Annotated in this window: 24 protein-coding genes; 22 read left to right on the plus strand and 2 right to left on the minus strand. The window is 37.5% G+C overall.

Annotated elements, in window-relative coordinates; genetic code table 11:
- Window positions 1–21 precede the first annotated feature (21 nt).
- The 9 genes from ADH99_RS09280 (at window position 22) to ADH99_RS09320 (ending at window position 6,872) form a co-directional block, all read left to right on the plus strand.
- Window positions 22–1,512, plus strand: coding sequence for a rhamnulokinase (locus ADH99_RS09280; protein WP_049555765.1), 1,491 nt, complete (start codon window positions 22–24; stop codon window positions 1,510–1,512).
- The gene (locus ADH99_RS09285; RefSeq protein ID WP_049555764.1) at window positions 1,506–1,928 is read left to right on the plus strand and encodes an RbsD/FucU family protein; all 423 of its coding nucleotides are present in this window, start codon (window positions 1,506–1,508) and stop codon (window positions 1,926–1,928) included. The genes ADH99_RS09280 and ADH99_RS09285 overlap by 7 nt, the downstream gene beginning before the upstream one ends.
- 25 nt (window positions 1,929–1,953) lie before the next feature.
- Complete coding sequence (locus tag ADH99_RS09290; protein WP_049555763.1) at window positions 1,954–3,105, plus strand: iron-containing alcohol dehydrogenase; 1,152 nt, start codon at window positions 1,954–1,956, stop codon at window positions 3,103–3,105.
- Window positions 3,106–3,286: 181 nt separating this feature from the next.
- Complete coding sequence (gene agaF, locus ADH99_RS09295; RefSeq protein WP_005606889.1) at window positions 3,287–3,727, plus strand: PTS galactosamine/N-acetylgalactosamine transporter subunit IIA; 441 nt, start codon at window positions 3,287–3,289, stop codon at window positions 3,725–3,727.
- Complete coding sequence (gene yajC / locus ADH99_RS09300; RefSeq protein WP_005606888.1) at window positions 3,727–4,002, plus strand: preprotein translocase subunit YajC; 276 nt, start codon at window positions 3,727–3,729, stop codon at window positions 4,000–4,002. The genes agaF and yajC overlap by 1 nt, the downstream gene beginning before the upstream one ends.
- Before the next feature lie 10 nt (window positions 4,003–4,012).
- Entirely contained in the window at window positions 4,013–4,501 is a 489-nt protein-coding gene (locus ADH99_RS09305) for a hypothetical protein (protein WP_049555939.1), read from the plus strand.
- Between the two features lie 224 nt (window positions 4,502–4,725).
- Window positions 4,726–5,202 carry a PTS N-acetylgalactosamine transporter subunit IIB gene (gene agaV / locus ADH99_RS09310; protein ID WP_005606885.1) on the plus strand — a complete coding sequence of 159 codons (477 nt, stop codon included), beginning with the start codon at window positions 4,726–4,728 and terminating at the stop codon, window positions 5,200–5,202.
- 28 nt (window positions 5,203–5,230) lie between these two features.
- On the plus strand, window positions 5,231–6,037 hold the full coding sequence (locus ADH99_RS09315; RefSeq protein WP_039849113.1) for a PTS mannose/fructose/sorbose/N-acetylgalactosamine transporter subunit IIC: 807 nt from the start codon (window positions 5,231–5,233) through the stop codon (window positions 6,035–6,037).
- Window positions 6,027–6,872, plus strand: coding sequence for a PTS system mannose/fructose/sorbose family transporter subunit IID (locus ADH99_RS09320; RefSeq protein WP_049555761.1), 846 nt, complete (start codon window positions 6,027–6,029; stop codon window positions 6,870–6,872). Before ADH99_RS09315 ends, ADH99_RS09320 begins: the two co-directional genes overlap by 11 nt.
- Window positions 6,873–6,927: 55 nt before the next feature.
- On the opposite strand, the gene ADH99_RS09325 is transcribed toward ADH99_RS09320, so the two are convergent.
- Together ADH99_RS09325 and ADH99_RS09330 are read right to left on the minus strand one after the other, a co-directional pair.
- On the minus strand, window positions 6,928–7,455 hold the full coding sequence (locus ADH99_RS09325) for a biotin transporter BioY (RefSeq protein ID WP_049555760.1): 528 nt from the start codon (window positions 7,453–7,455) through the stop codon (window positions 6,928–6,930).
- A gap of 19 nt (window positions 7,456–7,474) precedes the next feature.
- The gene (locus ADH99_RS09330) at window positions 7,475–8,467 is read right to left on the minus strand and encodes a biotin--[acetyl-CoA-carboxylase] ligase (RefSeq protein ID WP_049555759.1); all 993 of its coding nucleotides are present in this window, start codon (window positions 8,465–8,467) and stop codon (window positions 7,475–7,477) included.
- 169 nt (window positions 8,468–8,636) lie between these two features.
- On the opposite strand from ADH99_RS09330, the gene ADH99_RS09335 reads away from it, so the two are divergent.
- From ADH99_RS09335 to ADH99_RS09395, 13 genes are all read left to right on the plus strand, one after another.
- Window positions 8,637–9,896 carry a UDP-N-acetylglucosamine 1-carboxyvinyltransferase gene (locus ADH99_RS09335; protein WP_049555758.1) on the plus strand — a complete coding sequence of 420 codons (1,260 nt, stop codon included), beginning with the start codon at window positions 8,637–8,639 and terminating at the stop codon, window positions 9,894–9,896.
- Between the two features lie 11 nt (window positions 9,897–9,907).
- Entirely contained in the window at window positions 9,908–11,176 is a 1,269-nt protein-coding gene (gene rho / locus ADH99_RS09340) for a transcription termination factor Rho (protein ID WP_049555757.1), read from the plus strand.
- A gap of 104 nt (window positions 11,177–11,280) precedes the next feature.
- On the plus strand, window positions 11,281–11,784 hold the full coding sequence (gene ybaK / locus ADH99_RS09345; protein WP_005606876.1) for a Cys-tRNA(Pro) deacylase: 504 nt from the start codon (window positions 11,281–11,283) through the stop codon (window positions 11,782–11,784).
- Window positions 11,777–13,135: a bifunctional metallophosphatase/5'-nucleotidase gene (locus tag ADH99_RS09350; protein ID WP_049555756.1), complete on the plus strand. Its 1,359-nt coding sequence runs from the start codon at window positions 11,777–11,779 to the stop codon at window positions 13,133–13,135. The genes ybaK and ADH99_RS09350 overlap by 8 nt, the downstream gene beginning before the upstream one ends.
- On the plus strand, window positions 13,128–13,946 hold the full coding sequence (locus ADH99_RS10140) for a YutD family protein (protein WP_053091368.1): 819 nt from the start codon (window positions 13,128–13,130) through the stop codon (window positions 13,944–13,946). Before ADH99_RS09350 ends, ADH99_RS10140 begins: the two co-directional genes overlap by 8 nt.
- Window positions 13,947–14,729 carry a TIGR01457 family HAD-type hydrolase gene (locus ADH99_RS09360; protein WP_049555755.1) on the plus strand — a complete coding sequence of 261 codons (783 nt, stop codon included), beginning with the start codon at window positions 13,947–13,949 and terminating at the stop codon, window positions 14,727–14,729.
- Window positions 14,717–15,361 (plus strand): TIGR01906 family membrane protein, encoded by a 645-nt coding sequence (locus tag ADH99_RS09365; RefSeq protein WP_049555754.1) that lies wholly within the window; start codon window positions 14,717–14,719, stop codon window positions 15,359–15,361. Before ADH99_RS09360 ends, ADH99_RS09365 begins: the two co-directional genes overlap by 13 nt.
- 138 nt (window positions 15,362–15,499) lie before the next feature.
- Window positions 15,500–16,450 (plus strand): glycosyltransferase PgfS, encoded by a 951-nt coding sequence (gene pgfS / locus ADH99_RS09370; RefSeq protein ID WP_005606866.1) that lies wholly within the window; start codon window positions 15,500–15,502, stop codon window positions 16,448–16,450.
- The gene (locus ADH99_RS09375; RefSeq protein WP_049555753.1) at window positions 16,440–19,067 is read left to right on the plus strand and encodes a YfhO family protein; all 2,628 of its coding nucleotides are present in this window, start codon (window positions 16,440–16,442) and stop codon (window positions 19,065–19,067) included. Before pgfS ends, ADH99_RS09375 begins: the two co-directional genes overlap by 11 nt.
- Window positions 19,068–19,087: 20 nt before the next feature.
- A complete protein-coding gene (locus ADH99_RS09380) occupies window positions 19,088–21,694 on the plus strand; it encodes a YfhO family protein (RefSeq protein ID WP_049555752.1) in 2,607 nt (868 codons plus the stop codon).
- Between the two features lie 138 nt (window positions 21,695–21,832).
- Entirely contained in the window at window positions 21,833–23,290 is a 1,458-nt protein-coding gene (locus ADH99_RS09385; RefSeq protein WP_049555751.1) for an amidase, read from the plus strand.
- A gap of 14 nt (window positions 23,291–23,304) precedes the next feature.
- Window positions 23,305–24,513 carry an NADH-dependent flavin oxidoreductase gene (locus ADH99_RS09390; protein ID WP_049555750.1) on the plus strand — a complete coding sequence of 403 codons (1,209 nt, stop codon included), beginning with the start codon at window positions 23,305–23,307 and terminating at the stop codon, window positions 24,511–24,513.
- Window positions 24,503–25,495, plus strand: a complete 993-nt coding sequence (locus ADH99_RS09395) for an LLM class flavin-dependent oxidoreductase (RefSeq protein WP_049555749.1) — start codon at window positions 24,503–24,505, stop codon at window positions 25,493–25,495. Before ADH99_RS09390 ends, ADH99_RS09395 begins: the two co-directional genes overlap by 11 nt.
- Window position 25,496: the final 1 nt, after the last annotated feature.

Genomic DNA, 25,496 nt, shown 5'->3' on the forward strand with positions numbered 1-25,496 from the left:
ATTAGTAATGGAGGAGAAAACATGAGCTTGATTAAATTATTAGCCATTGATTTAGGTGCAAGTTCAGGACGTGTTATGCAGGCGATTTATGACGGACGCTCCCTCCAATTATCAGAGGTTCATCGGTTCAAAAACGAACCGGTGAATCTTAATGATGGTTTGTATTGGAATTTGTTGCACTTGTTTGGAGAAATTAAGCAAGGAATCAAGAAGGCTTCCAAAGATTCGATTCCGATTCGTTCCATCTCTGTTGATACATGGGGAGTAGACTATGCCTATCTAGATCAAAATGGAGATTTGCTCTATCAACCACATTGTTACAGAGATAATCGGATGGGTCGATATGAGGAGTCATTTTATAACGCTATCTCGAAGAAAGAATTGTTCCAAAAAACAGGTGTGCAGCCTGCAACCATTAATACGGTCTTACAAATCTACTCAGATTTGCAAGAAAAACCACAACTTAAAAATATCGTTCAACGCGTGTTGTTTATCCCAGATTTAATCAACTACTTACTTTCAGGGGTGCTTTCAAATGAATATACCATTGCAAGTACAAGTGGGTTACTGGATATCTTCACACAAGATTTCTCTGAAGAAGTATTTGAACGCTTAGATATTCCACGAAAATGGTTTACAACACCAACGAAGAATGGTGCAGTTTTAAGACAATTATCACCTCGCATCACTCAACAGTTGAAAGTTGATTCATTTGACGTGATTGCAGGAGCTGGACATGATACAGCTGCTGCAGTACTTGCGATTCCATATGAACATGAAAAAGGGACTGTCTTTATTTCATGTGGTACTTGGTCGCTTGTCGGAACGGAATCCGACGAACCTGTTGTAACCGATGAAGCATTTGCCTCGGGACTTACAAATGAAGGATGTTTTGATGGTAAATATCGTCTCTTACAAAACACGACAGGAATGTGGATTATTCAAGAATTACAACGCGACTGGCGCTTGCAAGGGGAAGAAGTTGGCTTTGGCGAAATGGTCACATTAGCCGAAGAAATAACGGACAACCAAACATGGATTCATCCAAACGATCCAGTTTTCGCTTCTCCTGGAGAAATGGAAACAAAAATTAAAGAATGGTGTAAAGTGAGTGGGCAAAAAGTTCCACAAACGAAAGGTCAAATCGTTCGTGTCGTTCTAGAAAGTTTAGCTTTAACCTATCTAGAGACGATTACGCAATTAGAACAATTGACAAAACATGAAATGACAACTGTTCAAATGGTTGGCGGAGGCATTCAAAACAAATTGCTTTGCCAGTTAACGGCAGACTTTACAGGACGTACAGTCATCACAGGACCAATCGAAGCGAGTGCACTTGGAAATATCTTGTCACAAATGCTAACTCTTGGAGTGATTTCAAGTCGCGAAGAAGCACAAGATATTATCAAGGCTTCAGAACCTGTAACGCGTTATGAAAGTCGTGTGATTGAGAATTTAGAAGAAATTCGCTTGAATTTCAATAAAGTGAAGAGAGGAATTCAGTCATGTTAAAACAAATTCCTAAAATTTTAAGCCCAGAACTTGTGAAATATTTAATGGAGATGGGACATGGAGATGAATTGGTACTTGCGGACGCTAACTTCCCAGCTCATCGTATTGGCCAACGCGTCGTTCGTATGGACGGACATGGGGTGCCTGTTGCTTTAGAAGCGATTCTACAAGTATTACCATTAGATACGTACAGTTCATATCAAGCAGGATTAATGCAAGTCGTTCCGGGAGATCCAACTGTTCCGGTGATTTGGGACGAATATAAACGTCTCTTAGAAGAAAATCACCCAGGAGCAGCAATTAAAGAGTTTGAACGATTTGAGTTTTACGAACAAGCAAAAGACGCCTATCTTGTAATTCAAACAGGAGAAAGTGCCTTGTATGGAAACATCATTTTGAAAAAAGGTGTTTTATAAATTTACTAGTTAGGAGAGAAAAATTATGTCAACATTTTATGTACCAGCAATTAACTTAATTGGAAGAGGAGTCGTTAAAGAAATTGGACCTTACGTAAAAGATCTAGGATATCATAAAGCTCTTTTAGTAACGGATAAATTTATCGAATCAAGTGATATTCTTCCTAAAGTCACAGAACCTTTAAAAGAAGCAGGTGTAGACTTCGTTGTTTACTCTGATGTAGAGCCAAACCCTACTTGTAAAAACGTTAATGACGGGGTTGCTGCATTAAAAGAAAACAACTGCGACTTCATCATCAGCTTAGGTGGTGGATCACCTCAAGACTGTGCAAGCTGTATTTCAGTAATTGCAACAAATGGTGGAAAACCACAAGACTACGAAGGATTACACAAATCTGCTAAAAAAGGGTTGCCAGTTGTTGCTATCAATACAACTGCTGGTACTTCAGCTGAAATTACAATCAACTATGTAATTACAGACGAAGAAAGAAAAGTTAAAATGGTAATGGTTGATAAAAACAGCCTAGCTTTAATCTCAGTAAACGACCCTGAATTAATGGTATCTAAACCAGCAGCATTAACTGCAGCAACTGGTATGGATGCATTAACTCATGCGGTTGAAGCTTTAGTAACTCCTGGTGCTTACGGGGTTACTAAGAAATTATCAATTGGTGCAATCGAATTGATTAAAGAATACTTACCACGTGCTGTTAAAGATGGTCATGACATCGAAGCTCGTGAAGGTATGGTGAACGCAATCTTCTTAGGCGGTATGTCATTCAACAACGCTGGACTAGGATATGTTCACTCAATGGCTCACCAATTAGGTGCTGTTTACAAACTTCCACACGGTGTATGCTGTGCTATGTTATTACCAGTAATCGAACGCGAAAATGCTAAACGTGTTCCAGCTGCATTCCGTGATGTTGCAAAAGCTTTAGGTTTACAAACTGAAGGTAAATCTGATGAAGAATGTGCAGCATACGCAATCAAAGAAATCGAAACTCTTTCTGAAACAGTAGGTATTCCTAAGAAATTAACTGAATTAGGAATTGAAGAAAAAGACTTCGACTTCGAATATCTATCTAAGAATGCGTTAATCGATGCTTGTGCACCTGGTAACCCATTCATGCCAACATTAGAAGAAACAATTGCTTTCTACAAAGAATTGTTCTAATCGGTAAAACAAAAATATTCGTATAGCTTTTTGAACGTGGAGTATTGTCCCCCCCCAGTATTTGGACAATACTCCTTATTTATTTCTGGATAAGATTTTATGAAAACGCATAAATTGTGCTTGAAATTTCAGTTTAGCTAGTCTAGTATTAAGGTATAGAATAAAAATAGGAGGAAATAGAATGATAGGGTTAATTCTTACAGGACATGGGGAGTTTGCAATTGGAGTAGGACACGCTTTAGAAATGATTGCAGGAAAACAAACTGCATATAAGGTAGTGCCTTTTTTAGAAAGCGATCCAATAGAAACTCTTGAAAATAATCTAAGAGACGCTATGAAAGAGTTGCAAGAGGAAACAGAAGGGATTGTAGTATTTGCAGACCTTTTAGGAGGAAGTCCTTTCAAATCAGCAATGGTTGCATCAATGGATTTCGATAATGTTGAGGTTGTCGTAGGTACAAACTTACCAATGTTAATTGAAATAGCGATGTTGCGCGAGTTCGCTTCAAGCGCTCAAGATGTAGTGACTCAAAGTTTAACAGCAGGTCGAGAAGCCATTCAACAGGTGAGTCTTCCAACGCCTCAAGATAAAGTGGTCGAAGAAGACGGAGATGGAATTTAATGACAGCAGAAATTATTTTAGTGAGTTCACTGACATTTATCGTTTTTGTTGCTGTTATTTTAGGGGTTTATTATTTCTTCTCTAGAAAGAATATGAAGCGCCAGCAACAATATTTCGAGAAATTACATGGTGATTTGCAGGTAGGAAAAAGAGTGATTTGTGCAAATGGTCTATACGGGACTGTGAAAAAAATTGATGAAGAAAAGACTGAAGTAGAAATTGCTAAAGGGGTTATCATTACCGTTTCTCGATATGCAATTTCTGAAGTCTTATAAAGGTGAATCTATGAAGTCTTTCTTTGGTGAATTCTATACGGGAAAAGATGGAGAAAAGTATTTTTATTTACCTTTATTAAAGAGTGTTTATAAAATTCCAGATGAGGATTTAGTAACTTTTAACGCCTTTAGACATCGCCTCATTATTGCCTTAGCAATGGGTGCCATTATCTATAGCTTTTATCCGGAGAGTATCCTCCTAAGTATTTTAGCAGCACTGCTTTTTTACGCATTGTCAACAATTGCATATGTTAAAAGTATTTTGCCAAAATATCTTGTGAAAAAAGAGGTTTTTATTTCAGAAATAGAGAAAGAAGCAGTAGAGGATTCAACCGTCCCAATTGTTAAAACTTGGATGGTAAGTCTGGTTGGAATACTGATTATTGCTGGAAGTTTTTTTGTATCTGGAGAGATACTGAATCGAATGATAGTAATTGCGTTTGGATTAGTCGTCACTTTCAGTGGAACAAGTGCAATGATTAAAAATACCAAAAAATAAATTTTTTGAAGCTTGAAGTTCAAGCTTCTTTTTTTATATAAAAAACATGTTAAAAAATGGGGGGGATTTAAAACATATCATTCTTTTTTCTATTGAAAGAATGAATGAAAACGATAAAGAAGAAACGATGAAGAAATTATTAAAAATATTTTTTGTTAAACGCTTCCAAAAATGATTAGAATTAGATATAATGAACTTAGCTTTTTATGAAAGGAGAGCGAACAATGCCAAATATTTTATTAACACGAATTGACAATCGTTTAATCCATGGTCAAGTGGCGACTCAATGGTCTTCTTATTTAGGGGCCAACCTATTATTAGTAGCCAATGACAAAGTGGCGGGAGATCCGATGCGTCAAGGGTTGATGGATATGGCTGCTCCTGCTGGTGCACAGACTCGTTACTTCACGATTGAAAAAACGATTAACATCATCGGTAAGGCAGCAGATCGTCAGTTGATTTTCATTATTTGTGAAAATCCACAAGACGTTTTAAAACTAGTAGAAGGGGGGGTACCGATTAAAAAAGTCAACATTGGGAACATGCATATGGCGGAGGGTAAACGTCAAGTTGCAGGTGTTGTCGCAGTGGATGATGCAGATGTAGCTGCATTTAAGAAACTGCAAGAGTTAGGAGTCGAACTTGAAATTCAGAAAGTTCCAACTGAAGGAAAAGAAGACGTATCGAAATTATTTCAATAATTTATATTTATAAAAGGGGTCAATGAATATGCAAGCAAGTTTTATTCAAATTTTATTAGTATTCCTAGTAACGTTTGTAGCTGCGATTGACCAATTTAGCTTTTTAGAATCACTTTATCAACCAATCGTTATGGGTCCTGTGATTGGAGCTATTTTGGGAGATCTCCAAACTGGTTTAATTGTTGGGGGTACTTATCAATTAATGACAATCGGTAACATGCCAGTCGGTGGGGCACAACCACCTAATGCCGTAATCGGTGGAATTATGGCGACAGTTTTGGCTATCAGTCTTAAATTAGATCCAGCTGCTGCAGTAGGTGCGGCTGTTCCATTTGCACTTTTAGGTCAATATGGCGTTACTTTGATTTTTGCTTTAATGTCACCAATGATGGCAGTAGCCGATGGATATGCACATGATGCTAATCCAAAAGGTATTGTTCGCTTGAACTACTTAGCGATGGCTGCTCTTGGGGCTATCTTTGGTCTTGTAGTTGTATTATTCTTTATCGGTGGACAAACAATCGGGGATACTTTAACGAAATCTATTCCTGAATGGTTTATGGCTGGTTTAGGTGCAGCAGGGGGTATGATGCGCTTTGTTGGGTTTGCAATCTTACTTAAAGTAATGGTTTCTAAAGAACTATGGGGCTTCTACTTCTTAGGTTTTGCTTTAGCAAACATTGTTTCTGCAAGTGAAAGCTTAGGTGGCTCTGCATTAGTATTATTAGCGTTTGTTGGTTTTGCAATTGCATACTGGGATTTCCAAATCCATACAAAATTCAAAACAGCTGGTGCTAGCATTGTGAACGATGGAGGTGAAGAAGATGGCATATAATATTCCAGATTCTTATAAAAACCAAACGCCTGCTCCACGCTTAGATAAAGCGACTTTAAATAAAATGGCATGGCGTTCAATTTTCCTACAAGCTTCTTTCAACTATGAACGTATGCAAGCAGCTGGTTGGTTATACGGTATTTTACCAGGGTTAGAAAAAATCCACACAGACAAAGATGACTTAGCTGCATCAATGTCTCATAACTTAGAGTTCTTTAATACTCACCCATTCTTAGTAACATTCGTAATGGGGATTGTATTATCTCTTGAACAAAACAAAGCAGATATTCAAACAATCCGTGCGGTACGTGTTGCTGCAATGGGACCATTGGGTGGTATCGGTGACGCTTTATTCTGGTTCACATTAGTTCCAATCGTAGCCGGTATTTCTTCAAACTTTGCTTTACAAGGAAGCATCGCTGGACCATTACTATTCTTGGCAGTATTCAATATTGCACAATTTGCAATTCGTTACTGGTTAATGCACTGGTCTTATAATTTAGGAACAGATGCAATTGGTATCTTTACAGCAAATGCCAAAGAATTCACTCGTGCTGCTTCAATCCTTGGAGTATTCGTGGTAGGGGCGCTAACAAGTCTTTACGGTGGTACTAAATTAGGGATTCAAATCGCAAACGGTGAAAAACCAATTGTTATCCAAACAATCTTAGATGGTGTATTACCAAAATTAATTCCACTTGGAATTACTTTAGGACTATATTACTTATTAGCGCGTAAAAAATGGACGCCATTACGTTGTATCGTTCTTCTATTAGTTGCCGGAATCGGTTTTGCGTTCTTAGGACACGTACTAGGAGTTAAATTCTGGGGTTAGTCAGAATACACAAAAAAATAAGCTAGGCATTAAGCCTAGCTTATTTTTTATATTTTTAATTGTGTTTTTTTGTAAGAACTTTAATACGATCTGCAAGAAAGACTGCAATGACTAATTTTCCTAAATCAGGAAGAATGAACGGATATAAACCGAAGCCAAGGATTTGTTGAAGACTTAGTTCTTGCATTTTAATGCTTAAGAGTACAAAGGTCATATAAGGAATTCCGATGACGTAGAAAATGACTTCACCAACAAGTGCGGCCAGAACCCATCCAAAAATATTATTGATACGGTTTCCAATAAATGAGATGACAGGTGCAGCAACCATAAATCCAATTACAAAACCAAATGATGGAGAAATAAATAATGCAGTTCCTCCTCCTAATAAGAAAAGTAATAGGAAGTGAATAAATTGAGCAGCAAATGCAGCAACTGGTGGCAAGAGTAGTGATGCCAAAATAACTGTAGCAGTTTGTGCTGAGAATGGTACTGGTCCAATCGGGATTTTTAAGTAGCTAGATACGTAACAGAGTGCACCAAAGAGTGCAGCAAGTACAATTGTTTGAATTGATAATTTTTTCATGTGTTTAACTCCTAATGATTTAATTTTCTGGGCGAATACTTACTTCGCCATATGATAATGAATGAATGGATCCATCGTCCGTTTGGACAATGAGATGACCGTTATTGTCCACGCTTTTTGCAGTTGCGGGGTATGTTTTCATACCGCTAATGACATTGATTTTCTTTCCGACAATAATCGAATGAGATTTATACTCTTCCATGAAGTCACGCTTACCCGAATTGATGGCCTCGTAGCATTGATTCCATTCTTTAAGGAAACGAGCTACAAATTCGTTGCGGCTAAAACTTTTGGGAATCTCTTGCGGTGAAAAGAGGGATCCGATAATTGGTTTTAAGTCCTCTGGAATAATGGCGTCGTCGATATGCAAATTAATTCCCATGCCAACAATCAACGCATCCACCCTTTGAGCTTCAATATTTGTTACCGCCTCTGTTAAGATGCCAGCAATCTTTTTATCGTGGTAGTAGAGATCGTTTACCCATTTAATTCCGACGGTTTCGTGAATGAAAGATTCTACTGCACGCGTTGCGGCAACAGCCGTAGCGCAAGTGATTAATGAAATACTATCCAAATCACCTTCAGGAAAAATACAGATGCTCATGTATAAACCAGATTTGGGAGGGGAGAGGAAGGTTCTTCCGAGACGACCACGTCCTGCAGTTTGCTCTTCGGCAATAAAAAAGGTTGGAACCCTTTCTCCTGAAGCACCATAGTTTTTAGCTAAATCATTGGTTGAAGTGGTTGTTTCAAAGACTTGAATATCCCAATCTTGTAATTGTTCACCTAGATAAGTCCGAATGCCTTCAAGGGTTAACAAATCTGTCTGTCTGGATAATTGATAACCTACTTTTGTGCTTGAGGTAATTTCGTAACCGTCTTTTTTTAATTGCTGAATAGCTTTCCACACTGCGGTTCGAGAAAGTTTCAATTGGTCAGCGATATCTTGTCCAGAAAGGGGTTTGTCTACGGTGCTATATAATAGACGTAAAACTTCCTGTTTAGTACTCATAATAGCCTCCTTTCGTCAATACTCATGTTTTTAAGTGTAACAGATTTCAATTGATTGTCAACTGTATTTTTTATACAGGTTAACAATTGCTGTAAATGGTTAAAATATAGCAGATTCTTATAGGAACATGGTATAATAACTGAGAAGATTTAGTGAAAGGAATTTTAGTATGAGAAAATTAGTCATTAACGGTGGGAAACCATTAAAAGGTGAAGTGACCATTAGTGGAGCAAAAAATAGTACAGTAGCTTTAATTCCGGCTGCTATTATCGCCGAAGAACCAGTAGTATTAGAAGGTGTACCAGACATCCAAGATGTTGCAGCATTAATTGAGATTTTAAATGATTTTAACGTGAAAACAGAATATGTAGATGGCACATTGACCATTGATCCAACGGAAATGAAATCCATCCCAATGCCAAGAGGAAAAATCCAAAGTATGAGAGCTTCTTATTATTTTATGGGAGCAACTCTTGCGAAGTTTGGAGAAGGTGTGGTAGGACTTCCTGGAGGGTGTTTCTTAGGACCACGACCAATCGATCAACATTTAAAAGGATTCAAAGCTTTAGGTGCCAATGTAGTAGATCATGATGGGGCAATCTATTTATCAACCGATGAAGAAGGCCTAGTAGGAACAAAAATTTATATGGACGTTGTTTCTGTAGGGGCAACCATTAACGTTTTATTAGCTGCTGTTCGTGCTAAAGGAAAAACGATTATTGAGAATGCCGCTCGTGAACCTGAGATTATTGATGTCGTGACACTGTTAAATAAAATGGGTGCCAATATTAAAGGGGCAGGAACAAGTATGATTCGTGTGGAAGGGGTAGAAAGACTCCACGGATGTAGTCATACAATTATACCTGACCGTATTGAAGCTGGAACTTATTTATCAGTTGCCGCAGCAGTTGGAGAAGGAGTTCGTGTTAAAAATGTCATTTTTGAACACTTAGAAAGTCTCATTGCAAAGATGGATGAGATGGGCGTCAAGATGGAAGTTGGAGAAGATGATATCTTTGTTTATCCTTCTACAAATCTTAAGGCAGTAAATATTAAGACTATGCCGTATCCAGGATTTGCAACAGACCTGCAACAAACGATTACGCCATTATTTATGAAAGCAAACGGGACTGCAATGATTGTAGATACCATTTATCCAAAACGTGTTGGGCATGTTCCAGAATTAAATCGTATGGGAGCCCATGGAAAAGTGATTGAAGATATTATTACATTTGAAGGACCAACGCCTCTAGTAGGTGCAGAAGTTGCTGCAAGTGATCTTCGTGCTGGAGCTGGACTTGTAGTCGCGGGATTAATGGCTGAAGGAACGACTAAAATTTCTAATATTGAACATATTCTTAGAGGTTATTCAAATATTGTTGAGAAACTTCAAGCTCTAGGTGCTGATATTACGATGATTGAAGAATAAGAAGGGACAATATGCCAGAACAAGTAGAAACTGTAACCTTGCAAAGTTTGCAAGAAAAGACTTTAAAAGAGATGTACGGCTTTGCTAAACATTATAAAATTCCTTATTACGGTCAGATGAATAAAAAGGAATTGGCACTTGCGATTATTCGCGCCCAAGAAGAAGCTACAGGATTTTTTCAAGTAGAAGGGGTCTTGGATATTAATCGTGCAGAGGTTTTTGGATTCCTTAGACCCATCAACTACTCAAGTAGTCAAGAAGACATTTACATTTCTTCTTCTCAAATCAGACGCTTTGATCTTCGAAATGGAGATTTAGTGAGTGGAACTGCACGTCCTCCTCGCCAAGGAGAGAAGTTCAATGGGTTGATGCAAGTGGGATTTGTAAATGGAAAAGATCCCGAAGAGGCAAAAGAAAGAGATCATTTCCCAGGACTTACACCACTTTATCCAGAAAAGCAAATGATTTTGGAAACAACAAGAGGGCGAATCTCCTCTAGAATGCTTGATTTAATTTGTCCGATTGGCTTTGGGCAAAGGGGCTTGATTGTTGCTCCACCAAAAGCAGGGAAGACAAGTTTATTAAAAGAAATTGCTAATGGAATTACGACAAATCATCCAGATGCTGAGTTGATTATTTTATTAATTGATGAACGACCAGAAGAAGTAACAGATATTGAACGAACAGTAAATGCTGAGGTGGTTTATTCAACGTTTGATCAGCTTCCAGAAAATCATATTAAGATTAGTGAATTAGTATTGGAACGTGCTTTGCGACTAGTGGAGGACGGGAGAGATGTCATTATTTTAATGGACAGCTTGACACGATTGGCTAGAGCATATAATTTAACGATTCCACCTTCAGGAAGAACTTTAAGCGGGGGGATTGATCCTGCTGCTTTCTATCGCCCTAAAAAATTCTTTGGTTCGGCTAGAAATATTGAAGAAGGCGGAAGTTTGACGATTTTAGCGACTGCTTTAGTTGAAACGGGAAGTCGAATGGATGATGTCATTTATGAAGAGTTTAAAGGAACTGGAAATTCAGAAATTCATCTTTCAAGAGAACTTGCAGAAAGAAGAGTGTTTCCTGCGATTGACGTTAAGCGCTCAGGAACGCGTAAAGAAGAAATGTTACTTTCAAAAGAGATCATTGATGTGATTTGGAAAGTGCGTCATTCGATTAAGGGTGATGGACTTGAGACAAGTGAGCAACTAGTGAAACAGTTGAAAGAAACAAAGTCCAATGACGATTTTATTCGTCGATTAAACTTATTAGGTTAATCTAACATCCCCTAAGTTTTTCTTAGGGGATGTTGTTTTTTATGTCAAACGGAATTTTATTTAGAATGCTCCTTATGGTAGAATAAAAGAAGGAGTGATTTCACGTGAAAAAGAAAAAAGTAATCAAAACAAATGCTGTAAGAATGGTAGAACAAGCCAAGATCCCCTATGTTATTCATGAGTATGATGTAGATACCGCTCATTTAGATGCGCTTCATGCTGCAGATGGAATGGGAATTCCTGTTGAAGAAGTGTATAAAACGATTGTGTTAACAGGGGATAGAACAGGGCATCTAGTTGCTTGTATTGCAGCTCATAAGGAATTAGATTTAAAACAGGTGGCAAAAATTTCAGGGAATAAGAGAGTTGAATTACTATCTCTAGATCAGCTCGAACCTCTTACAGGGTATGTGCGCGGAGGCTGCTCTCCCATCGGTATGAAAAAGAAATTTCCAACTTTTATTGAGGAGAGTGCGATGCACCATAAGACTATTCGCATCTCAGCGGGAAAGCGTGGTTTGCAAATGGAATTGGCACCGAAAGACTTACAAAAAATGACTGAAGCAACCTTGTTTAATAATGCTAGTCATGAGGAAATTGATGAGTGATTTAACGATTCTTCACGTGAATGATATGCACTCAAATTTTCATTCGTTAAAAACGCAAACGAATTTTATGAGGGCCAGAAGGAAAGAACTTGAAGAATTAGGTCACACTGTTTGGGCAGTTGATTTAGGAGACTTGATTGATCGAGTTCATCCTCTTGTGGAAGCAAAAAATGGTCAAATTGCGTCGACCATTTTGAACCAGCAAAAAATAGATTTTGTAACACTAGGAAATAATGAGGGGACTGCTTATACTCCAGAAGAATTAGAAGGAGCTTATAAGGAAAAGGATTTTAAAGTCGTTATTTCTAATGTGAAGTGGCAATCTACAGGCGAAACACCGCCTTATGCAACTGAAATCCAATTCGAAAAAATTGATCAGTGTAGTATTGCGATACTAGGGCTGACAGCTTCCTATCCAGAAAGTTATGAACCGAATGGATATTGGATTGAAGACCCTTTAAAAACGCTCGAAAGATTAGTTCCTAGACTTGCTAGTGAGGGACACCAAATTATCCTTTTATCCCATTTAGGTATTGATTTGGATACCTTGATAGCCGAATCGTATCCAGAAATTCAAGTGATTCTTGGAGCACACACACATCATTTATTTAAAGAAGGAAAAAGGGTAAACCAAACACTCTTAACGGGTGGGTTCAAATATGGTGCTTACATTGGAGAGCTCCATTTAAAAACTAAGAAAGAAAAGCTCATTCCTTTAGAAGAAAGTATGATTGAAGTTGAAACGCTAAAAGAGGATCCTGCCGCTGATGAAGGAAAAATCTACCTAGAAGAAGGAATCAAATTACTCAAAGAAAATATTGTTCTTCGTCAGATTCCAGATTATTCAGTAAGAGACTTGGCACAACTTTCCCTTGAAGCCATGATTAGGCAAACAGGGATTCCAATTGCAATTACGTATACTGGTCTCTTCGTGCATGAGTTTAAGAAGGGAGCATTAACGAAGTTTGATTTACATGACTGTATGCCTCATCCGATTCACTTAAATAAAAGTCAATTTTCTGTAAAAAATTTCAAACAATTACTCCGAGTTTTTGAAGAACAACAACCAGAATTACTAGAAAAAGCTATTCGCGGATATGGTTTTCGTGGTAAACTATTTGGAGAGATCTTATATACTGGTTTTTCTAAAAAGGGTGAAGAAATTATCGTCGATGGAAAAGTTTTAGCAGACGATGAAATCATTACATTTGTGTGCCCAGACCATATGCGTTTTGTTCCTTTTTTCCCGATGATTGAAGAAAAAGGGATCAACCAAATATTATATCCAGATTTATTAAGAACGATTATTGAAAAAGAATTAATTTTTAAAGAAAGGAACTATCATGACTGAGAAAACCGTAGAGACGCTTTCAGATGAATTGAGTCAAGTTTTGCAAGAAATTGTGACGAATCCTGAAGAAGAACCAAAAAGAGCGGTGGTAGTGGACGAAAAGACAATTTTGGTCGATGAGGTACATTACCAAATCATTGAAGATTATAGAAACGGCTTTAATATTGAAGCATTCAATGAACGATATAACGATATTTTTGAGCGTTATGACTATATTGTAGGGGATTGGGGCCATGAAAAATTACGATTAAAGGGCTTCTTTAAACATTCTCATAAATTAGCAACACCAGATAGAGATATTGATTATTTACAAGAGTATATTTTGGAATATTGCAATTTTGGCTGTCAGTATTTTGTATTAGAAAGAGATCCTGAGGCAAAACACAAACCTGTTCTTGAGGAAGAAAAACCACAACGACCAAGACGTGAGAGAAGTTCTCAAAGAAAACGCCAAAATAATCCAAGACGAGAGCATGTATTTAGTCCAGTAGATTTAGATGCTCCTGCGAGAAATCAACAAAACCGTAAATTCAAAGAGAAATCTCAAAATCGTCAAAAGCGTCGCAATAATGAAACAAATCCACGAAATAAAAAAGAACAAGATTTTAATCTAAAAGAATTTATTCCAAAAGAGACAATGAAGGAATATGGAGATAAAACGTTTAAACCGAAAACGAAGAAATCAAATTCGCAACATTTCTCAATGAAAGAAGTTGAAAAATCTTCAAGTAGCAAGGTGAAGAAAAGTGTCGTTAAAAATCCTCAGAAAAAAGGATTTCATATTAGAGAGAACCAACAAAGAGGGAAATAAATGTATAAAGCGTATTTTATTGATTTAGATGGAACTATGTATAAGGGGAAAGAACGTATTCCCACTGCAGAAGCTTTTATTAAAAGACTACAGGAAGCCAATATCCCGTTTTTATTCGTAACAAATAATGCGACGAAAACTCCTGAACAAGTGGCTCAAAACTTGCGTGAAAATTATGGAACAAATATTGAAGCCTCAGAAGTCTATACAAGTGGTGTTGCTGCAGTCGATTATATAAAAGCACATTATCCTGTAGAACGTATAATGGTAATCGGAGAAGAAGCGATTAAGAATCAAGTAAAAGCAGCTGGCTTTACACTGGATTCAGAAAATCCGGAAATAGTCCTACAGTCCTTAGATCGAAATGTTACTTATAAAGATTTAGAGAAAGCGACTTTAGCTATTAGAGGTGGAGCAACCTATATTGTTACAAATATCGATTCCAATTTACCGAGTGAAAAAGGCCCTGTTCCTGGTTCAGGAGCAATAACTGGATTCTTAAAAGTAGCTACCCAAGTCGAACCGATTGTTATTGGTAAACCAAGTAGTATCATTATGGAATCAGCATTAGACTATCTTAATGCGAAGTTTCCTAACTCACATTTTTCAAAAGAAGACATTGCCATGGTTGGAGATAATTATCAAACAGATATTCAAGCAGGCATTCAATATGGAATGGATACAATTATGGTTTTAACTGGATTTTCTACAAGAGAAACATTGTTGAACGTAGAGGAACAACCAACCCATTTAGTAGAGGATTTGAGTAAATGGAACATTTAATGAGACCTTATCGAGTTCAAAAATGGGGGGGCGCTACTGCTCTATTTTTATTCTGGTTAAGTTTAGGAATTACCTTTGTGATCTTTTTCGAACCTCTATACCATTGGTCTATTCAGTGGTTTGAAGTAGAAAAAATGACTGGATACAGTGCGGATGTTCTTAAAACAAATTATCATGAACTGATAGGATATTTGACGAATCCGTTGAATGATTCACTGGTGATGAGTAATTTTACGAGTTCTCAGCAAGGCTTATTTCATTTTTTTGAAGTCAAAAGGCTATTCTTTATTAATTTTGCGATATTCCTTTCATCTGGTTTAGTCAGCTTTTTTGGAATTCGGTCCTTAAAACAAAGGCGTCTAACATGGCTTTTGAGAAGGCCAATTCGGTGGCTAGTTCTCGTACCGATTTTCGTTTGTGTTGGTATTGCAAGCTTTTTTAATACATTGTTTATTAAATTTCATGAGCTGTTTTTTAACAATGATGCTTGGATTTTTGATCCCAAAAAAGATCCTATTATTTTAGCTTTGCCAGAAGAATTTTTTATGGTCTGCTTTATAGTGGTCTTTAGCATATTGCTACTCGGGTTATTGGGAACCAATTTATTGATTGAAAATTTAAAAGAAATCTAGTCTTTTTATACGAGAAGTGACCTTTTATCGAAGGTTGCTTCTCTTTTTTTATAAAAATATTCATTTTTGGAAGCACTACTCATGAAAAAATGATATGATAAGGATAGCGAATTTTTTAAGGATTGGGGGAATGAATCAATGAAATTATCGATTGTAATTCCATTTTATAACGAAGAAAATATGATTCAAAAAATGTATGATGCTTTAGTAAAAGAAATTAATCAAATCACACAAGCTGAATTTGAATTAATTTTTATTAACGACGGGAGTAAAGATCGTACCTTTGAGAAAATGCTGGCCATTGCAGATGCAGATTCTCGCGTAAAATACATTAGTTTTAGTAGAAATTTTGGTAAAGAAGCTGGGACGATAGCAGGTCTTGAATACGCAACTGGGGAAGCTGTGATATTAATGGATGGAGACTTACAACATCCACCTGCACTATTACCTAAGATGATTGCTGCTTATCAAGAAGGCTATGATGTTGTTAGCGCGAGACGTACACGGACAGGAGAGAAACCGCACCGTACGTTTTTAGCAAAACATTTTTACAAATTAGCCAATAAGATGATGGACATTGAATTAATGGATGGAGTATCAGAATTCCGTTTATTCAGTCGTAAAGCCGTTCGTGCCATTTTATCTTTACAAGAATATAACCGTTTTTCTAAAGGAATTTTTTCTTGGATTGGCTTCAAAGAAAAAGTAATTGAATATGAAAATCAAGTGCGTACAGTGGGAGAAACCAAGTACTCATTGAAGTTTTCGTTGAATTATGCTATTCAAGGGATTTTATCTTTCAATGACAAACCATTGCGAATGTGTATTAACTTAGGTCTTTTCTGTTTAATGATTTCAGTCGCTTATGTATTGTGGTCATTTGTACAATATTTTGTAGCCCCTGACACGATGGTTAGTGGATATTTCACAACTATTTTTTCAGTAGTTCTTTTTGGAGGAATTCAACTGATTTCTATCGGCGTGTTAGGTGAATACATTGGAAAAATTTATTACGAAGTTAAAAAACGCCCTCATTATCTTGTGGATCAAACCAACATGACACAGAAAGGAGAGCAAAATGACAACTAAGAAAAAAGTCTATTTAGCTAGTTTCCTAGCTCCGATGCTAATTATGCTCGTAGCTTGGATCATAGATGGATTTTTCCCTTTTGGTGCTAAATCATTAATGGCGGTTGATTTTAATGCACAATATATTGGTCTCTATGCCTATTTTAAACATTTATTTTTAAATGGAGATTGGAGCAGTTTTTTCTATTCGTTCTCTAAGTCGATTGGAGGAGGAATGCTTGGAATTTGGGGATTTAATTTATTGAGTCCTTTTAATTTTCTGTTTCTATTGTTTTCTGAAGAGAATTTCCAATGGGTTGTTCCTGTGACCATTGCCTTACGTTATGGAACGATGGGTCTAACAATGACGCACTTTTTAGTAAAGCGATATGATGGCTTAAAGAAAAAAGCCTATTTATTACCAATTGTAGCGACAATCTATGCATTAAATGGGTTTAATGTTAGTTATCAAATGAACCCTATTTTTTACGATGGTATGATTGTCTTGCCACTTGTATTAATCGGAGTTGAACAAGTTTTAGATAATGAATCTCCTAAGGGCTATATTGGAATGCTTGCTCTTGCATTGTTTGTTCATTTCTATATGGGCTATATGACCTGTATCTTTGTGGTGATTTATGCATTCTTTTATATTATCCGCTCTAAAGAGTTTACGAACTTCAAAATTACGTTTGAACGTTTGTTGAAATTAGCGAGTGCTTCCATTATTGCAGTAGGGATGGTTGCAGTCATTCTATTGCCGATTATTATTAGTTTAGTTTCTACAAAAGGTGGATTACAAAGCTCCTTAAAATTTGAATGGACTTTGCAAATCAATCCTTTAGAAATTTTGGCTAAATTATTTTTAGGGGCTTTCGACAATGAATCGTGGCCAGCTGGACCAAACTTGCCAAATATTTATGTTGCAAGTTTAGGTATTTTAGGGACTATTTACTATTTTGTTTCTAATAAAATTACAAAATGGGGCAAGATTGCTGCAGGATTTGTGTTAACGATTTTCCTCATTTCATGTGCCCATGAGTTTACAAGTAAATTATGGCATATGGGTCAAAACCCGGCCGGATTCTTCTATCGTTTTTCATGGATTATTGCTTTCTTCTTGATTTATCTTTCTTATTTAAGTTTAAGAGAAATGGAACGTTTTACTCCAAAAGAAGCGAGTATTTTATTTGTCGGTATGGCCATTATTTTTGTGATTGTTCAGTATCAAACTCATTCATTCTTGACGGTTTGGCAACGCATAGCCACAATCGGAATTTATATGATTATCCTTCTTGCTTTATTCTGGACAAAGGTAAAGAAACCATGGGTCGTTATTGCAGCTCTCACGGTGGTTGAACTGACGGCAAATGCGGCTATTGTTCAGTCTAGAGTGGGGTATACAGATGCCTATAAGTATCATGATGCGGTACTTCAATTAAAAGAGGCGATTAATCCGATTAGACCAGATCATTCTGATTTTTATCGTATTAATAAATCATTTAATTTAAGTAAAAATGATCCATTTATGGTGGACTATCCAGGCTTATCTGTATTTAGTTCTAACTTAGAAAATAGTACGAGAGATTTATTTGACCGATTAGGAAATAACGGGATTAATGCTACCACTTATTATCAAGGAACGCCTTTCCAAGATGCGCTATTCTCTGTGAAATATTTAGTGGCTCCAAAACCTGTATATACGAAGGAATATCCGGATACCTCTAAAATGTATGTATTTGGAAATATGGTAACCAGAAAAGATATTACGACTAAAGAACCTGTGTTTGAAGCAATTAGAACGATTACTTATCAAGGTGGTCCAATTTTACCAATTGCATTTGGAGTGAATGATGATACGACGAAGGTTAAACTTGAAAATCATCAACCTATTCAAAACCATAATAAAATTGTTCAAGCAATGGGACAAACGAGTGAGTCTTACTTAACGATTCTAGCTGCCAATGATGTGCAATTAGAAAATATGGAAGTGTTTGATTCTTCAAAACCTGAAACGTATCGACGAATTGATTCTTCAAAACCAGGAAAAATTACGTATCATTTAGTTCCTCAGTCTTCTGAAGACTATTGGGTATCGATTCCTCAGATTCTTTCTCATTCGAATAAAAATAACGTTAGAATTTTGCTGAATGGAAATAGTTATGATTTCCAAAATAAATTCCAACAAGCACAATTAATTCAAATTGCTCACAACTCACTTGGAAAAGCAGTAGATTTGACGATTGAAATTGATTCGAATGAAGAATTTAACCTTTCAGGCTTACGTCTAGCAAGAACGAACGGCACTTTAGCAAATCGCATTATCGAAGAACGACAACGCCAAGGTTTAAAAGTAGAACACTGGAATCAAAGTAATTTTAAAGGAACTGTAAATATTACGGATGATAGTACTTGGATGATGACAAGTATTCCATATGATAGAGGATGGACAGTGAAGGTAGATGGAAAAGTAGTTGGAACTAAGAAAATTTGGGATAGTTTATTAGCCTTTCCAATTACTTCTGGTGAACATACTATTGAGATGACCTATTTACCAGATGGCTTTATGGCAGGATTAATCATTTCTATTTTCTCTATCGTAATTTACGGAGTTGCAATTTATAAAAAGTGGATTTAATCCAGTAGGAGTAGACTGTAATGACAATTTCAAAATTGAAATTAAAGTATAGTTCGTTATTTCTTATTCCATTTATATTGATGTTGGGGGTCTTCCTATGTTTAGGTTTGACCCCTTTTTCAAAAAGTTCTATTCATAGTGGAGATTTTCTTTCTCAATACTTTCCATTATATATAGGATTACATAAAATGTTTTGGAATGGCGATTTTAGCGGACTGTTTTGGTCATTTGAAAAATCATTAGGAGGAGCAATGCCGAGTGTGTGGGGATTTAATAGTTTAAGTCCGTTCACTTTTTTATATGTGCTTTTTCCTATCTCGAGTTTTCATGTCATCAGTTATATCATTCCTTTAATTCGTTTTGGAGTTATGGGAGTGGTATTTGGTTATTTTATAGAGAAAAAATATCAAGCTGTATCGAAACGATACTGGCTTGCAGTTGGATTATGTACTTCTTATGCTTTAAGTGGTTTTATCATTTCTCAGCATTATAATCCTAATTTTTTAGATAATTTGGTTTATGTTCCTTTTATCTTTTTGGGGATTGAGGATATTTTCCATGGAAAGAAATCCATAAAACTTCCCGTATTTTTAGCACTGAGTTTGATTACCAATTTCTATACAGGATATATGATGTGTCTTTTGATTATTCTATACACAATGTATATCGCTTTTTCTGAAGAACAATCATGGAAAGAAACTTTTGCAAAAATCATGCGAGTAGCTCTTTTTTCTCTCATTGGAGTAGGGATGGCTGCTTTTTGGCTATTGCCTGTTTTCAGTGCATTATTAGAAAGCAAAGCCAGCGCTAGTAGTACATTTGAATGGTCCTTTAAAGCGGTTAATGACTTAGTTTCAATGAGTCAAAAATTTATCGTAGGATCTTTCGGGGAAAAAGAATGGGGAGATCCGCAAGCACTTCCTCAGCTATTTGTAGGGAGTCTAGGATTGTTTGGGTTGTTCACCTTTTATGCCTGCAGGGAAATTACCTTAAGGAAAAAAATCATGGCGTCCATTGTGCTAGTTGCAATGATATTGTCTTTTCATATTCAAGGGTTAGATCAAATTTGGCATATGGGACAAAGACCAGTAGGCTTCTATTTTAGAAACTCTTGGATTGCTAATTCGTTTCTATTTGTACTTGCTTCAGAGAGCTTAATGAAATGGAAGGCTGAATTTAATTGGACTCATGTAATAGTGACATCTGTCGGATTTGGGAGTATCCTAGTTGCTTCGTTGATGACTTCTCTAAAAATTGTGGATGCCTCACAAAAAATACTCGCTTTCGTCATTTGGACAATCGTTTTAATGATTGTTTTTATTCCAAAAATCAATATTCGAAGAAGATATCAGCTATTGAGTGGAATTGTGTTGTTTGAACTCGCTTTAAACGCCTTTATGGGCTTAAGAAGGGTTCCTTATTTTGTCAGTCGCGATAGTATACAAGAGCAAATGACATTAGCCTCCAAGTTTGACGAAAAATATGGACAAACTCGCCATGATTTTCAGCGGATGGAAATTCATAAAGGACTTTCCTATGCCAATTTTCCGATTGCGTTTGGCTACAATGGGGGTTCTCATTTTACTTCTAGCTTAGAGTATTCGTTGATTCAAAAGTTGGGACAATTAGGCTTAGCTACTTCTCAATCAGTCGCTAATTATAGCAATCGAAATGTCATTCTCGATTCCCTCCTTGGTGTTTCTAGAGTAATGATGACAGGAGATGAGAAATCAGCTTTTCCTGATATGAGAGGCCTGTATTTAAAAGAAGATACCTTTGAAAAATATACAGTCTATAAGAATCCTTATGTTTTCTCCTTAGGCTTTTTAACCAATGAATCGACGGCTAGAAACGTTCGCTTCAATCAAAATGCTCCGGTTTCGAATCTCAATCAGTTATTGGAAGTCATTGGATTAAATTCGACTTCAGCTCTCAAGGAAATCACTATCCCTAAACCGATTGTTAAAAATCTAGAACAGTCTGGAGAAAAGTTTACGGCGATTAATGAGGAGGAAGAGACACAAATCCAATGGACGATCCCGATGAATCCAAATAAACTTTATTTTGTTCAAATCCCTGTATCGCAATCAGGAAATATTAATAAATCTAAAGTGATGCTTGACGGGACGAACTATTCTTATGAAGTTCGCTTCCATTCGAATCAGCTTTGGCCAATTGGAAATGGGAATCTTGCTTCATCCTTAAATTTCTCTTTTGAAAAAGGAAAGGTCAAAGAATGGAATGTTCAAGATGTTAAATTTTATGAACTGGATATTCCAACACTCGCAAATGCTTTAGAACAAACCAAAAAAGAAAACTCTATAACGATTGATTCTTACTCTAATTCGACTGTTAAAGCACATGTAACAGTTACAGATTCGAATCAAGGATTTGCGACCTTTACGATTCCTTATCATTCTGGATGGAGTGTATTGGTTGATGGAAAAAAACAAGAGGTGAAAAAATCATTGGACTTGTTTATGGGCGTGACACTGACGAGAGGTGAACATGAAATTGTTTGGGCTTATGATCCGCCAGGGTTGAAAATCGGAAGTCTCATTTCCATATTATCAGTCTGTGTACTAAATTTCCTTTTAAAATACAGTCAAATGGATACCTCAAAGTAAAGAGACAACATCAGAAATAGGAATTATTTCTGATGTTGTTTTTTTTAGTGTCTTTATAGAATCTTATCTTTGAAATCCGCTCAAATTCATGGTTATAATGGCCTGTTATTAAATTGTATGAGAAGAGGAGGGAGGAAGATGTTTTTGGATGCAACCACTTTAGGGCAAATGGTTTTATCAAAAGAAATTAGCCCACTAGAATTAGTTGAAGAGTCTATTCAAAAAGCTACATTATTGAATCCTTCCTTAAATGCTATCGTTTATACACAATATGAGGAAGCCATAGAAAAAGCAAAACGTTTTTCTTTAAAAAATCAACCTTTTGCGGGTGTGCCCCTCTTTCTAAAAGATCTAGGACAAGAGCAAAAAGGGAGTATTTGTACCTATGGCTCACGTTTATTCAAAGATGTAAAAAGCATGCATACAGATAACTTTGTCAAACGCTTAGAAAATCTTGGGTTTATTATTTTGGGACGTACGAATACGCCGGAGTTCGGCTTTAAGACAGTGAGTGACTCCTTGTTACATGGTCCCGTTCGAAATGCGGTGAATCTTGATCGAAATGCTGGTGGTTCTAGTGGCGGGGCAGCAGCGGTTGTAGCAAGTGGAATCACGCCGGTTGCTGCAGCAAGTGATGGTGGTGGCTCAATCCGAATTCCCGCAAGCCATAATGGTTTGATTGGACTGAAACCTTCCAGAGGGCGTGTAATTTCAGGTCCAGGCTCATATCGTGGCTGGAATGGTGCAACGGTTCATTTTGCAATGACGAAAACGGTCCAAGATACGAGAAATTTATTATTCCACCTGCAAGAGTACCAAATGGAAAGCCCGTTCCCGTTGCCGAAACTCAGCGCCAAGGAACTTTATACAACAGAAAAAATGAGACCGCTGAGAGTAGCCGTATTATTGCAGTCACCTGTTGGAGAAGAGGTCTCTAAGGATTCGGTGGATGCGGTGATGAAGATTGCGAATTTCTTTGAGAACCATGGGCACTTTGTAACGCTTCTTCAAAAAGATCCAGTCGACGGTATCGCTTTGCAAAAAGGTTTTTATATTATCAGTGCGGTGGAAACAGCGTTGATGTTCCAGAATATTGAACGCCTGCTCGGACGCCAAGTAACGCGTGACGATATGGAACTAATGACATGGGCGATTTATCGTAGTGGACTGGATATTTCAGGGATGGAGTACTCTAAAGTGGCTTCAAGTTGGGACAGTTATGCTTATCAGATGGCGCAGTTACACGAGCAGTATGATGTGTTACTGTTGCCAGCAGTTGCTAATGCCGCTCCGAGTCTAGTTCCGTATGAATTATCTGCGGATTTACAATCAAAACTCAGTCGTATCGATGATTTTACAAAAGACCAAAAGCAGCAATTACTCTGGGAAATGTTTGAGGAGAGCGTAGCCGATACGCCGTTTACGCAGCGATTTAATATTACAGGCCAACCCGCAATTAGCTTGCCAGTTCACCATACTAAAGACGGACTTCCAATTGGTGTGCAACTCGCTGCTGCAAAGGGAAGAGAAGACCTTCTCCTACAAATTGCAGAATGGTTTGAGCAAGGACAATTATTACAAGTAACAAAACAGTAGAAAGAAGTGAAAGTGTGATAGAAACAGAAGCTTTATTTAAGCCTTTCAAATTAAAAAAAGGAGTCACATTGGACAATCGATTTGTGCTTTCTCCAATGGTGACGAACTCTTCAACGAAAGAAGGTCATATTACAGAGGATGATTTAAAATATGCCGAGCGTCGTGCACATTCAGCGGCCCTTCAAATTACAGGGGCGGCTTACGTGAATAAGCAAGGACAGCTTTTTGAGTATGGATTTAGCGCAGCCTCCCTCGATGATATCGAAGGCTTAACTAAACTAGCTAAAGCGATGAAATCAGGTGGAGCTAAAGCTATCCTGCAATTAACGCATGCAGGACGTTTTGCAAGCCATGCCTTAAATCGTGACCGCTATGTGTATGGCCCAAGTGCGATGACATTACAATCGCCGTTCCCTCATGAAGTGAAAGAATTAACTGTAGAAGAAATTCATGGCATTATCGAAGATTATCGCCGTGCTGCACAAATTGCTATTCAGTCTGGATTCAACGGGTTAGAAATTTCATCGGCACAACGACTACTTATCCAAACCTTCTTCTCAACTTTCTCTAATGAGCGTACAGATGAATATGGCTGTAAGACGTTGGAGGACCGTTCGAGAATCGGGATGGAAGTGTTAACGGCGGTTCAAGAAGTGATTGATGAATATGCCACAGATGATTTTATTTTAGGTTTTAGAGCGACGCCTGAAGAAACGCGCGGAAATCAAATTGGATACACTGTGGATGAGTTTCTTGAGTTCTTCGAAGAGGCGCTAAAAAAAGTGAACATTGACTACTTAGCCATCGCCAGCTGGGGACACGATGTCTTCAGAAATAAAGTTCGTGCCAAGGGACCGCATCAAGGCGAACTCGTGAATAAAGTCGTCTATGAACGCTTAAAAGGTCGAGTAGCAGTGATTGCTTCAGGAGGCATTAATTCTAAAGAAAAAGCCCTCGAAGCATTAGAAAATGCAGACTTAGTCGGTCTTTCAACACCATTTATCACGGATCCAGAATTTGCCATGAAGATTCAAGAAGGCAACGAATCAGAGATTCAATTAACGATTAAACCAGAAGCCCTTGAAGCATTAGCGATTCCAAAGGCGGCTTTCAAAGATATCGTACCTTTAATGGACTTTGGAGAGTCACTTGAAAAAGAAGCCAGAGATTTCTTCAGAGGCCTTGAAGCGAACTACGAGGGGAGAGAGATAGGTGAAAATTAGTCTGTTAGATTACGGCCTCGTAGATGAAGGGAAGACGAGTAGAGAGGCTATTCGTGAAACGCTGGAGTTGGCGCAATTAGCAGACGAACTTGGATTTCATCGTTTCTGGGTGAGTGAACATCATAATGTGCCAGCACTCTCGATTAGTGCTCCAGAAGTGGTGATTGCGTACCTTGCTAGCCACACGAAGAACATCCATATTGGTTCGGGTGGAATCATGGGTTTGCATTACTCACCGTATAAAGTTGCTGAAATCATGTCAACGCTAGAAGGACTATTCCCAGGGCGTGTGGATATCGGTCTTGGTAATTCGCCAGGTACGCCGGTTGTAGGTCGTCACCTAGAGTCGCATTATTCTAAAGAACAATATGCCGAATGGTTAGAAAAGCTCCAACAGTATTTGAATGAAGCTCGTCGAAAAGGTGTCGTGGTTCCAGAAACAATGACTATTCCAGAACAGTTCCTTCTTGGGATGGGAGGTCAGTCGATTGAGTCTGCGGCCTCTCTAGGGTTGAGTTTTGTGTATGGTGTATTTCCATATATTCCTCAAGACCCTGTGGAGTTGGCGAAAAGTCTCTCCCAGAAATATCGCAGCAACTTTAAAGCAGGAACACATAGCAAACCAAGTAACTTTGTACTAGCGGTATTTGTAGTCATTGCTGATACGAGCGAAGAAGCAGAAGAGATGGCGAAACCACTAGATTTATGGATGCTTGGAAAACAGGATTTTACGGAGTTCCATACCTTCCCAACCCAAAAAGATGTAGAAGAATATGAATTCACACAGCGGGACCGTGAGAAAATCGCAAGCAACCGCAGTCGACTCATCGTGGGAAATCCACGTGAAGTTTACGAGCAAATGGAGGCGCTAAGAGCAGTCTCTAATCCTGACGAGCTCTTATTTATTCCACTCGTCGGTTCAATTGAAAAGAGAAAACGTTCAGTGGAATTACTCGCTGAATTATATAAAGGAGAACAATAAA

The organism is Granulicatella sp. 572.rep1_STHE (assembly GCF_001073445.1).
Taxonomy (GTDB): Bacteria; Bacillota; Bacilli; order Lactobacillales; family Aerococcaceae; genus Granulicatella; species Granulicatella adiacens.